9 protein-coding genes are annotated in these 11,901 nt (G+C 54.2%); 2 read left to right on the forward strand and 7 right to left on the reverse strand.

What is annotated here, in order from left to right:
• Positions 1-393: 393 nt before the first annotated feature.
• The 7 genes from PN477_RS03160 to PN477_RS03190 all read right to left on the reverse strand — a co-directional run bounded on the left by PN477_RS03160 (position 394) and on the right by PN477_RS03190 (position 6,444).
• Positions 394-1,278, reverse strand: a complete 885-nt coding sequence (locus PN477_RS03160; RefSeq protein WP_272121258.1) for an alpha/beta fold hydrolase — start codon at positions 1,276-1,278, stop codon at positions 394-396.
• A gap of 39 nt (positions 1,279-1,317) precedes the next feature.
• Positions 1,318-1,959, reverse strand: coding sequence for a YqiA/YcfP family alpha/beta fold hydrolase (locus PN477_RS03165; protein ID WP_272121260.1), 642 nt, complete (start codon positions 1,957-1,959; stop codon positions 1,318-1,320).
• Between the two features lie 259 nt (positions 1,960-2,218).
• Positions 2,219-2,488: a hypothetical protein gene (locus PN477_RS03170; RefSeq protein WP_072620867.1), complete on the reverse strand. Its 270-nt coding sequence runs from the start codon at positions 2,486-2,488 to the stop codon at positions 2,219-2,221.
• A 37-nt stretch (positions 2,489-2,525) separates the two neighbouring features.
• Entirely contained in the window at positions 2,526-2,960 is a 435-nt protein-coding gene (locus PN477_RS03175; protein WP_272121262.1) for an ATP-binding protein, read from the reverse strand.
• Positions 2,948-4,513, reverse strand: a complete 1,566-nt coding sequence (locus PN477_RS03180) for a PP2C family protein-serine/threonine phosphatase (protein WP_272121265.1) — start codon at positions 4,511-4,513, stop codon at positions 2,948-2,950. The genes PN477_RS03175 and PN477_RS03180 overlap by 13 nt, the downstream gene beginning before the upstream one ends.
• Before the next feature lie 58 nt (positions 4,514-4,571).
• Positions 4,572-4,913 (reverse strand): anti-sigma factor antagonist, encoded by a 342-nt coding sequence (locus PN477_RS03185; RefSeq protein ID WP_272121267.1) that lies wholly within the window; start codon positions 4,911-4,913, stop codon positions 4,572-4,574.
• 103 nt (positions 4,914-5,016) lie between these two features.
• Positions 5,017-6,444 (reverse strand): prolipoprotein diacylglyceryl transferase, encoded by a 1,428-nt coding sequence (locus PN477_RS03190; RefSeq protein WP_272121270.1) that lies wholly within the window; start codon positions 6,442-6,444, stop codon positions 5,017-5,019.
• Between the two features lie 479 nt (positions 6,445-6,923).
• Here PN477_RS03190 and psaA point away from each other — a divergent pair, with 479 nt between their 5' ends.
• Positions 6,924-9,176: a photosystem I core protein PsaA gene (gene psaA, locus PN477_RS03195; protein WP_272121273.1), complete on the forward strand. Its 2,253-nt coding sequence runs from the start codon at positions 6,924-6,926 to the stop codon at positions 9,174-9,176.
• 161 nt (positions 9,177-9,337) lie between these two features.
• Positions 9,338-11,554, forward strand: coding sequence for a photosystem I core protein PsaB (gene psaB / locus PN477_RS03200; RefSeq protein WP_272121277.1), 2,217 nt, complete (start codon positions 9,338-9,340; stop codon positions 11,552-11,554).
• The last annotated feature ends 347 nt before the right edge of the window (positions 11,555-11,901 follow it).

Genomic DNA, 11,901 nt, shown 5'->3' on the forward strand with positions numbered 1-11,901 from the left:
ATTAAGGACTCGCTGTCGCTCGATTTGTTTGTTGGTGCAAATTCATCTCGCCACTAAAAGGCACGTCCGCCGTTACCTTCGGTAACTCTACTCGGACTCGCTTTATAGTGGGAGTCTTCTTTGCACATTTAAGATAATTTTTGCGGCAGCAGGGTAGTGACCTAATGGAGAAAGTCGTTCAGACAAAAAATACTCTCACTGTAGGTATCTGGGGTTTGCTTGGCTATTTATGCCGCGTGGAAAATTATTTTGATGAAGTTTTCGTAAAGGGTTTCATCGATCCGGTCAAGGCTCCATCAAGGTCGGATTTACTCCGTGAAAATACAGATAAAAACAGAATAATTACGTTGAAAAACGGCTGACAATCTATCCAGGTCATCGGCGCAAGATCCGTTAAACAGAGGTTAGAAATTCTCCGACAACTTCAATAAAAGCTGGGGTGGATTCGTAGGGGAGGACGTTGCGGCCGGGGATTTTGCGGCCTTGGCCTTGGGGGAGATGATGGAGATAGGCTTCAAGGCGTTGGTCGGCGCTTTCCACATAGCCACGGGTGACGCTGGAGGCTGTTTCGCCGAAGATGACGAGGGTGGGACAGGGGACAGCGGCGATCGCATCGCCGTAATCGTTGCGCCAAAAGCCCGCCAAAAATGCAAACACCGCGTGACGACTGGCCATATCCCGCGAACCTTGATCCAGTTGGTCTAACCATTCCCGATCCACATCCGCCGCCGTGCCGAATAACTGCCGCTCGGAAAACGATCGCAAAAAGGCTTCCCGCCGCGCATAGCGATAGAACCCATTCCCGAAGGGCGTATCAAAAAGATTCCACGCTAATTTTTGGCGGCTGGGTTTGGTGGGGCTGGTCATCAACCGCCAAGCCGGGGGGCCGGATAACACCATGGCTCGCACTTGGTCGGGGGCTTGGGCCACCCATTCCAAGCCCACGGGAGCTAATGCGCCTTGGATGATCACGATCACCGGCTCTTGAATGACGGTATCGACCAGGGTTTGTAATTGCCGTGCCCAATCGGCGGGGGTGTAGGCGGCGCGGGGCATGGAGCTTTCGCCACAGCCGAGGAGGTCGGGGTTATAGATAGCGTTGCGGTGGCCGTGGTCGTACCAGGCGGTGATGAAGCGTTGCCAAAATTGGCGCGACAGGCCGACCCCGATGGGGTGGATGAGGACGATGGGCGGGCCTTGGGGGTCGCCGTGGGGGGGAAGGTGGCGATCGTAGGCGCAGGTGTAGGATTGCCAGGGGTGAAAGAGGGTGGAGGTCATGGGGGTATTAAACCGAGGCGCAGGGTTAGAAATTGAGGGTTACTCGCTAAACGATCGCACCGCCTCCCAAATTTCCGGCATGACATGGGCAAGGAGGTGATCGCTGTCGAGTTCGATCAATTTTACCCAAGGACGGGACGCGGCATAGTGGCGGGATGAATCCAAGGGAATCACATCATCGTGAATGCCGTGGAGGATCAAGGTCGGGATCGGGCGAGTCAGGGCGGCGAGATTTTCGTAGGTTCGGGCATCGCTGAGGAATTCGTAATGAAGGGGGATTTCGCGCTGTGCGCCGTAGTGGTAGACGGAATGAAAGCCGGTGGCCTGCCATTGGGCGATCGCGTCTTCCCCCAGTCGCCCTAACCAATGCTCTAAAAATCCAAAGGCGGGCGCAAGGAGAATCAGCCGCTCAACTTGGGTCTGTTCCTGGGCAAGCCAGGCCGCTGTCAGGCCGCCGAGGCTGGAACCGATGACGCTAATGGGGCGATCGCTGGGGGGAAAACTGGCGCGGGCTTGGGCGAGTTGGCGGCTGATGGTGAGGTGGGTGAAGTCGTTTTGGTTGAGGTCGAGGATCGTTAAGGGGTGGCCCTGGGCGGTACAGCGATCGCATAAATAGTGCGCCTTTGCCGATTGGGGACTGGAGGCGAAGCCATGGAGATAGAGCCAAAAGGGATCAGTCATAAACGATAGCGGGGAAAGGGATCAGTCATAAACGATAGCGGGGAGAAGGCAGCAGCGGGGTTTAGAGCAGCGAGCTAGAAGCTCGCACTACAGAGAATCAATACAGATTAATCATAGTGTGAGCCTCTGGCTCACTAACCCTAAATCCGGGCTACACTCAGATTTTATTTTGAGGGGTTTAGAGTGTGGATTGGGTATCAGCAAAGAAAAACAGCCTTGGTTCAAGGCTGCTGTGCTCGTTGGGATGGGAGAGAAACGCTTAGAGGGCAGATTGACAGTAGTGAGGATCGACAATCTGCGATCGCACTTTCACCGGCTGCACCGATTGATCCACCGGGGCGCGATCGGGGGTAAACAGATGGGTGGTCACGGCTTTGCAGACTCGTTCGTGGCTGCCCAGGCTGGGATATGACCAGCTATAGGTGACAACGTCCGCCGTCGCTTGGGCAGGGGGTTGACTGAGGAGAATGCCGCCGATCATGCTCACGGCAAGGAGAGCAAAGAGCAGGAGACGACTGAGAGTACGCATGAATTTCCCGTATAAAACAATACATCACTTGCTTCTATTATGACGGAGATCGACGGAAAACGACAAATGAGGTGCGATTGCGATCGCCAATCCGTTCATAGCGAAACTGATCCACACTGCGCATCGCAAGATACACCCCCAAACCGCCCAAGGGTCGCTCCTCTAGCGGTTGATGAATCACCTTCTCACAATTCAGTTCGTCCTGAATGTGATAGGGGTTATAATCCGCCCCGGCATCTTCTAAACACACCGTCAAGGCCGCATCATCAATCCACGCCTGAATCGACACATCCCCCGTTAACCCGGATTCTTGATAGCCGTGGATGATGATGTTGGTGATCACTTCATCGACGGCGAGACGGAGATTATAGGTCCGCGCCTTGGACAAGCCCGCCGAAGCTGCCGCCGCTTGGACATAGGAGGCGATCGCCCCCAACGCCTCTAAATTTCCCGCCACCGTTAAACCCTCCATCCGTCCTCCTCCCTCGGTAAACGACGCACCGCCAACAACGTCACATCATCAAACTGTTTCGCCACCCCGGTATGATTCCGCACCGCCGCCATAATGTTGTTTAACAGGGTTTGCGCGGAGGTGATCGACGGAGCCAGATGCTTCAACAGTTCAGGTTTTGTGAAAAACCGTTCATCCGTTGCCCGTGCATCCGTGACCCCATCGGTATAGCCCAACAGGATTTCCCCCGCTGCCAACACCGTCCGCCGCATCCGAAACGGAATTTTCGGCATCACCCCCAAGGCGGGCCCCGAAGCCCGTAATTCTTCCCGCACCGTCCCCGCTGCTGTCAGTACCATCAGCGGCTCATGACCGGCATTAACATAGGTTAATTCGCCCGTTTTCGGATTCAAGACCCCAAAAAAGAGGGTGGCGAACATGCCCAAATCACCATGATTAATCGCAATGTAGTCATTGGTAAGGCGAATGGCACGGAGGGCGAGCATGTGCTGGGCATCGAGGCGCATCGGGTGGGAGGCATCGGTCGGGGGGGCGATCGCATCCCCGCCATATTGCTCCGCTAACATTTGATGCTCTTCGAGGGATTGCACACTCAGCCCCGCTAACACCGTCTGCCCCGAAAAAATCCGCATCAAACTGCGGAATAAGCCCATAAACAAGGCCGCCCCCACCCCCTTATCACACACATCCGCAATCACCAGCCCCACCTGGCCCTGAGGTAACTCAAAAATATCGTAAAAATCCCCCGCCATCTGATCCGCCGGCTGAAAATGGGCGGCAATCTCCCAGCCTGGTACGTGGGGAATGATGGCAGGCAGGAAATTGATTTGAATTTGGCGGCCTTTTTCTAAGTCCATGTTGAGACTTTGAGAATAGCGTTGCAGCCGACCGTAGATCTGAGCATTTTCGAGGACAAGGCTCATTTGACCGGCGGTCATGTCCATTACGTTCACGGTGGCTGGGCTGAAGTAGTGGGGAACACTGTGGAGCAGGGTGATCACACCATAGAGGGTCTGTTCTTTGAGGATGGGCACGCCCAACACCGATCGCGCTTTGTATTGATTATCGGGCCACTTCAGCCAGCGTTGATCTTGCTCCGTATCGGGGATGAGGACGATTTGACGATGGGTATTAATCCACCCCGCTACCCCCCGATCGATGAATTGATTAAACAGAGTGCCGGGTGTCTGGGTCAGATCGTGGGTAAAAATGGCATCTTCAATCTTGCCGTGGCGATCCACGAGCAGGAGGCTACCCCGCTCCGCACCGGTTATGTTGGTGGAGAGGGTGAGGGCTTCTAAGAGAAATTGTTTGAGGATTTCGGTGTTAATGGGCGATCGCGCAATTTCCACAAACCCGGCGAGTAATTGCCGTTGGGCTTCGAGGGCCGTTTGTGCGAGGGTGAGTTCTGCAACTTTCTGCTGAAGTCGGACAATTTCCTGAAGCAGGATTTGTTCTCTTAAACCATTAGCCACCCGATCAATCCCCCCCAAAATGACGAAGACCTTCGCCTGCGATCGCTGATCCCCGCTGCATTTTGACCTGGATTGCAAGGCTGGGTCTAGCTTGATCAACTCTAGCAGACCCAGCCCAGGACTCAAGCCCCGCAACCTAAAAGTTACGGTCAAAGACGGTTAAGCCCACTTCGAGGGTGTCGCAGGTGGTAAAAAAGTTCAGAAAGCCCGTCACGGACATCGTGCGCCGGATATCTTCTCCTAACCCGACAAGCACCAATTGCCCTTGTTTGGTTGTGGTTTGCCGATAGAGAGAGAGCAACATCCGCAGACCCGCACTCGACATATACGGAACATCGGTGAGGTTGAGCAAAATTTTGCTCTTCGGTTCCGCCAAGGATAAGACATGCTGCTGCACTTTGGGTGCGGTATTTGCATCAACATCACCCTCTAGAGCAATGACCTGGATATCGCCAACCGTTTTAATATTGATTTTCATAGTGACGGGGTTGGGGCTGGAAGATAAAAACCGCTGATCTCTTCGATTAATAGGGTATATGGTTTTTTTCCTCAATGCGGGGGCTTGTCCGGATCGCTAGGCTCTAGAGCGTCTCCTCCATGGGGGAATCGCGGGATTGATCTAGGGAATGTTCCTCGGCTGCTGGCGTTGCGATCGCGCCCTCCTCAAGCGCCTCATCACCCTCAGCCTCACTGGAATGATCCTCAACGGCGGGGCGTTCTAGGGTCGGCTCAGGCGCTGGGGTCGTCGGCGTGACTGCCGGTGCTGTGGGTTGCGGATCAGCGTCCATCGCTGAATCCTCACGGTCGGCTGAATCCATGTCTTCCGGTTCAGCGTCTTCCGGTTCCGTCCCCTCTGTTTGAGGCTCAGGATCTGCCGCAGGATCGGCCGCAGTGGGTTCGGTATCGGTTTTCTCAAGGTCTGCGCTGGGAGATGCGGGGGCGATCGCAGGCTCTTCGGCCTGCGCGTCGGATTTCAGTTCATTATCCTCCATCACCTCGGTTTGGGGTTCGCCCTCGGTACGCTCAGAATCACTGTCTTCAATCTCTGTCGCTGGCGGTGCTGGGGCTGATTCGTCTTGGGGTTCTGGAGTTGATTCGGCTGGGGGAAGCTGGGGATCAACCAGGGCGCGGAGTTGGCGATCGCTTAACTGCCCCTGAATCAAGGCCGCCAGGGGATCAGGTTGCCCCGGCTGATAGTCAATGCGTTGCACCACATTGTTAAACACATTGTCCACCGGTTCCCCTTGGGCATTGAGGAATTCCAGCTTGACCCAGTTGGTTCCTGGCTTAAACCCTTTGAGATAGAGCGGTTGCCAACGATCCAGCACAAAACTTTGATCATTAATCGTGACGCGAATCCGCCAATCCGCGATCGCCCCCTGTCCCTCACCCACAAACTTCAGCGGCGCATTGGTCAGATAAAAATCCAACAAAATCGGCTCAGCCCCATAGCGCCCCACCGGACTGTTGTAGGTAATCAAGGGCAACGCAGGATCAGGGTTATTTTGGCGATTGGGGGTTAAAACACTAAACGTCGTTTGGGCAAAGGCTCCCTCATTTTTAAAACTTTCATCCCAAGGTTTCACAGCAAAAGCTCGCAGGGTATGGGTTCCAGGTGTGACCGCTTCAAAAGCGATCGCCTCCTCCACACTATATATAGGCCGCGCCGGCTGATTATCCAACCCCACCATCAAATGAGGCCCCAAGTCCAGATCTAACCCCTGAAACAGCGGCAGATCCTCCACTTGCAACACCACCTTGACAGTGGAGTCGCTGACAACCGCGCCCAGGGCTGGCTGTTGGATCGTCACTTGGGGTTGATAGGCCTCAAGGGCAGGCTGTAACAATCGCACCGACGGCGGCGGGGCCGTTTCCGTCAGCATCGTCGCCGCCGTCTGCTGCGCATCAGAGGTCGAAGCGGCAGGGCGATCGCCCCTACAACCCGTCACACCAATCCCCAACAGTAACGATAAGAAAATGGCAATTCCTGCCCTTAATCCTGACCTCATACGCCCTCCGACACAGCATCAACCCAGGGGCAACCCAATCCTGCGATCGCCCTCCTCTATAGGACTATAGCCGAATCAGCCCCCCGACCAAAACACCCCAGAACCCCACCCTCCCCCATACCCCCTTCCCCCTGAAAATGCACCCTCCCTTTATTAAGACAATATTTCATTTTGTAAACATATTCGTGAAGATTCTTGACGAGCCAAGCCCGAAAAACACCGATCAAAGCCAGTCAAATCAAGACATTGGGGAATTTTAAATATTGTTAACCTCTCCGGCATCGGGTGAAAGCAAGACTTATCATCTACTACAAGCGTTCTGTCATCAGAACCGATTGAACTTGCGCTATCCGTGATCTTGCTCGTCAAGCCACGGATACTTTAAGAAAAGCAACAACCCCTTGGTTTGTTTGCGATTCATCATCTAAATTCTCAAACGGGAATACGCTCATTTTCGTTGTCTAGGGAGGAGAATCCTCATGACAATCAGTCCTCCAGAACGAGAGGCTAAGGTCAGAGTAACGGTAGATAAAGACCCAGTAGCCACTTCAACCGAGAAGTGGGGTAAACCTGGTCATTTCAGCCGCGCATTAGCAAAAGGCCCCAAAACCACCACTTGGATTTGGAACCTACACGCCGATGCGCACGATTTCGATAGTCAAACCAGTGATCTAGAAGATATTTCTCGGAAAATCTTCAGTGCTCACTTTGGTCACCTAGCCGTCGTCTTTGTTTGGTTAAGCGGAATGTACTTCCATGGTGCTCGCTTCTCCAACTACACGGCTTGGCTCAATGATCCGATTAACATCAAGCCCAGTGCACAAGTTGTTTGGCCCATCGTGGGTCAAGGCATTCTCAACGGCGACGTTGGCGGCGGCTTCCACGGCATCCAGATCACCTCTGGATTGTTCTATCTGTGGCGTGCCGCTGGCTTCACCACCAGCTACCAACTGATGGCAACGGCCATCGGCGGTCTGGTGATGGCTGCTCTGTGTATCTTTGCGGGTTGGTTCCACTATCACAAAGCAGCTCCGAAGCTGGAGTGGTTCCAAAACACCGAATCCATGCTTAACCATCACCTTTCGGTGCTCTTAGGTTGCGGTTCCTTGGGTTGGACGGGTCACCTGATCCACGTGTCCTTACCTGTGAACAAACTGCTGGATGCCGGTGTGGCAGCTAAAGATATCCCCTTGCCCCATGAGTACGTACTCAATGCGGACAAGATGGCAGAGTGGTTCCCCAGTTTTGCCCAAGGGTTAACGCCCTTCTTTACCCTCAACTGGGGTGCGTATTCGGATATCCTCACCTTCAAAGGTGGTTTGAACCCGGTGACGGGCAGCCTTTGGCTTTCGGATGTGGCACATCACCACTTAGCGATCGCCGTGCTGTTCATCATCGCCGGTCATATGTACCGCACCAACTGGGGAATTGGTCACAGCCTCAAGGAAATCCTTGAAGCCCACAAAGGCCCATTCACCGGGGAAGGTCACAAAGGTCTCTATGAGATCCTCACCACCTCTTGGCATGCACAACTGGCGATCAACCTCGCCATGCTCGGTTCACTCACCATCATTGTGGCCCAGCATATGTACGCCATGCCGCCCTATCCGTATCAAGCCATTGACTACGGAACCCAGATTTCGCTGTTCACCCACCACATGTGGATTGGCGGCTTCTTAATCGTGGGTGCAGGTGCTCATGGTGCGATCTTCATGGTTCGGGATTATGACCCCGCCAAGAATGTCAACAACCTCCTCGATCGCGTTCTGCGTCACCGCGATGCGATCATCTCGCACCTGAACTGGGTGTGTATTTTCCTCGGCTTCCATAGCTTTGGACTCTACATCCACAACGACACCATGCGTGCGTTGGGTCGTCCCCAAGACATGTTCTCGGATACGGCGATTCAACTGCAACCCATCTTCGCGCAGTGGGTGCAAAATCTGCACACCCTCGCGCCCGGTGGAACCGCACCCAATGCCCTTGAGCCTGTGAGCTACGCCTTTGGCGGCGGTATTGTTGCTGTCGGTGGAAAAGTTGCCATGATGCCAATTACCCTCGGGACGGCGGACTTCATGGTTCACCACATCCACGCCTTCACGATCCACGTTACGGCGTTGATCCTCTTGAAAGGCGTGCTCTATGCCCGCAGCTCTCGTCTGGTTCCAGACAAAGCTGAATTGGGTTTCCGCTTCCCCTGTGACGGGCCCGGTCGCGGCGGTACTTGCCAGGTTTCTGGTTGGGACCACGTTTTCCTCGGTCTGTTCTGGATGTATAACTCTCTCTCGATTGTGATCTTCCACTTCAGTTGGAAAATGCAATCCGATGTGTGGGGAACGGTCTCCGGTGACAATGTCTCCCATATCACTGCTGGCAATTTTGCCCAAAGTGCGATTACGATCAACGGCTGGCTGCGAGATTTCCTCTGGGCTCAAGCTGCTAACGTGATCAACTCCTATGGTTCAGCACTGTCGGCCTACGGCATTATGTTCCTAGCCGGTCACTTTGTGTTTGCCTTCAGCCTTATGTTCCTGTTCAGTGGTCGCGGCTACTGGCAAGAGCTGATCGAGTCGATTGTTTGGGCGCATAATAAGTTGAAAGTGGCTCCGGCCATTCAACCCCGTGCTCTCAGCATCGTTCAAGGTCGTGCTGTTGGGGTAGCTCACTACCTCTTAGGTGGCATTGTTACCACGTGGGCGTTCTTCTTGGCGCGGATGCTATCCGTCGGTTGAACATCCTAACTAGAAGCGATCGCCCTAGGGACATTCTGTTCTGGAACTCGATCGCTTTGCACCCGACCTCCACCGGACGGAGTTCGGTGGGGGGCATCAAACAAATGAGCTGCTTGTTCAAGCATCATTGTTCACGCTAGGAGTATTTCCTAAAAAGGTTTATGGCAACTAAATTTCCAAAATTTAGCCAAGATCTCGCCCAAGACCCGACAACACGTCGGATTTGGTACGGGATTGCCACGGCCCACGATTTTGAAACCCATGATGGGATGACCGAAGAAAATCTTTACCAAAAGATCTTTGCTTCGCACTTCGGTCACTTGGCCATCATCTTCTTGTGGACCTCTGGCACGATTTTTCACGTCGCTTGGCAAGGCAACTTTGAACAGTGGATTAAAGATCCTCTGAATGTCCGTCCGATCGCCCATGCGATTTGGGACCCTCAGTTTGGTAGTGGCGCGATCGATGCGTTCACCCAAGCCGGGGCGAGCAACCCTGTTAATATCTGTTACTCCGGGGTTTACCACTGGTTCTACACCATTGGGATGACGACGAACCAAGACCTTTATCAAGGTTCGATCTTCTTGTTAATCCTGTCAGCGTTGATGCTGTTTGCCGGTTGGCTGCACTTGCAACCCAAGTTCCGCCCCAGCCTGCAATGGTTCAAGTTGGCTGAACACCGTCTCAACCACCACTTGGCTGCCCTCTTTGGGGTAAGCTCCTTGGCTTGGACGGGTCACTTGGTTCACGTGGCAATTCCGGAATCTCGCGGTATTCATGTGGGTTGGGATAACTTCCTGTCGGTGAAACCTCACCCGGCGGGCTTGGCTCCCTTCTTCACGGGGAACTGGAGCGTCTACGCTCAGAACCCGGATACGGCGGGCCATCTCTTCGGTACGTCCGAAGGTGCAGGTACGGCGATTTTGACCTTCTTGGGTGGTTTCCATCCCCAGACGGAATCGCTGTGGTTGACGGATATTGCGCACCACCACTTGGCGATCGCAGTGGTCTTCATCATTGCCGGTCACATGTACAAAACCAACTTCGGGATTGGTCACGAAATCAAGACCATTCACGATGCCCATAATCCTCCTAAAGGCACGCCCTTCGGTGGATTACTGGGAGCCGGTCACAAAGGGTTGTATGACACGATCAACAACTCTCTCCACTTCCAACTCGGTTTAGCTCTGGCTAGCCTGGGGGTCGTGACCTCGCTGGTGGCGCAACACATGTACTCGCTGCCCTCCTATGCGTTCATCGCCAAGGACTACACCACCCAAGCGGCGCTCTATACCCATCACCAGTACATTGCTGGCTTCCTGATGGTTGGTGCGTTTGCCCACGGTGCGATTTTCTTTGTGCGGGACTACGATCCGGAAGCGAACAAAGACAACGTCTTGGCGCGGATGCTCGAACATAAAGAAGCGATCATCTCTCACTTAAGCTGGGTTTCCCTGTTCCTCGGTTTCCATACCCTGGGCCTCTATGTCCACAACGATGTGGTGGTTGCCTTCGGTACGCCTGAGAAACAGATTTTGATCGAACCCGTCTTTGCGCAGTTTGTGCAAGCGTCTTCAGGGAAAGCCCTCTACGGGATGGATGTGCTGCTGTCCAATGCGGATAGTTTGGCTGCTAATACGGGGGCTGTGTGGCTGCCCGGTTGGTTGGATGCGATTAACAGTGGCTCGAACTCTTTGTTCTTGACCATTGGGCCTGGGGACTTCTTGGTTCACCATGCGATCGCCCTCGGTCTCCACACCACCGCCTTGATCTTGATCAAAGGCGCGTTGGATGCTCGCGGTTCCAAGCTGATGCCCGACAAAAAAGACTTCGGCTACAGCTTCCCCTGCGACGGCCCCGGCCGTGGCGGCACCTGCGACATCTCCGCTTGGGATTCCTTCTATCTCGCCATGTTCTGGATGCTCAACACCTTAGGGTGGTTGACCTTCTACTGGCACTGGAAGCACCTCGGTATTTGGCAGGGTAACGTTGCTCAGTTCAACGAAAACTCCACCTACCTGATGGGCTGGTTCCGGGATTATCTCTGGGCGAACTCCGCACAGTTAATCAACGGCTACAACCCCTTCGGTGTGAACAACCTGTCGGTCTGGGCGTGGATGTTCCTCTTCGGACACCTCGTTTGGGCAACGGGCTTCATGTTCCTCATCTCTTGGCGGGGTTACTGGCAAGAGCTGATCGAAACGATCGTTTGGGCCCACGAGCGCACTCCTCTGGCGAACCTGATTCGTTGGAAAGATAAGCCCGTGGCACTCTCCATCGTTCAAGCTCGTGTGGTGGGTCTGGCTCACTTCTCAGTGGGGTATGTCCTAACCTACGCCGCGTTCTTGATTGCCTCAACAGCGGGTAAATTCGGCTAACCGTTTAGCTGACGCTTAATGCTGTCACAGCCCTCACCTCCGGGTGGGGGCTTTTTGCATGGAGTCGCTTGGGTGACTGGGGGCAGTATCTAGCCAGCATGGATGGACCCCATGACTTCCGAAACTGCTATGTATAGCACTAGCTAGAGCGGTTAGGACATTCAGAGACGCTTAGAACAAGGGGCTTAAGCCCCTTGCCTGGAGTGTATCCCAGTTATGCAATCCCTCACCCAACCCTCTCCCTCAGGAGAGGGCTTTTGGCTCCTTTCTCCTGCGGGAGAAGGGCTGGGGATGAGGGTGCTCCCTGGCGAGCCATGGGAATCTGCAAAAGTGGGATGCACCCCTTG

This window comes from Spirulina subsalsa CS-330, assembly GCF_028330765.1.
Classification (GTDB): domain Bacteria; phylum Cyanobacteriota; class Cyanobacteriia; order Cyanobacteriales; family Spirulinaceae; genus Spirulina; species Spirulina subsalsa_A.

Excerpts from the sequence above, each read along its gene's own strand:
- PN477_RS03160 (WP_272121258.1), bottom strand. The coding sequence starts at position 1,278 with ATGACCTCCACCCTCTTTCACCCCTGGCAATCCTACACCTGCGCCTAC.
- PN477_RS03165 (WP_272121260.1), bottom strand. The coding sequence starts at position 1,959 with ATGACTGATCCCTTTTGGCTCTATCTCCATGGCTTCGCCTCCAGTCCC.
- PN477_RS03170 (WP_072620867.1), bottom strand. The coding sequence starts at position 2,488 with ATGCGTACTCTCAGTCGTCTCCTGCTCTTTGCTCTCCTTGCCGTGAGC.
- PN477_RS03175 (WP_272121262.1), bottom strand. The coding sequence starts at position 2,960 with ATGGAGGGTTTAACGGTGGCGGGAAATTTAGAGGCGTTGGGGGCGATC.
- PN477_RS03185 (WP_272121267.1), bottom strand. The coding sequence starts at position 4,913 with ATGAAAATCAATATTAAAACGGTTGGCGATATCCAGGTCATTGCTCTA.
- PN477_RS03190 (WP_272121270.1), bottom strand. The coding sequence starts at position 6,444 with ATGAGGTCAGGATTAAGGGCAGGAATTGCCATTTTCTTATCGTTACTG.
- psaA (WP_272121273.1), top strand. The coding sequence starts at position 6,924 with ATGACAATCAGTCCTCCAGAACGAGAGGCTAAGGTCAGAGTAACGGTA.
- psaB (WP_272121277.1), top strand. The coding sequence starts at position 9,338 with ATGGCAACTAAATTTCCAAAATTTAGCCAAGATCTCGCCCAAGACCCG.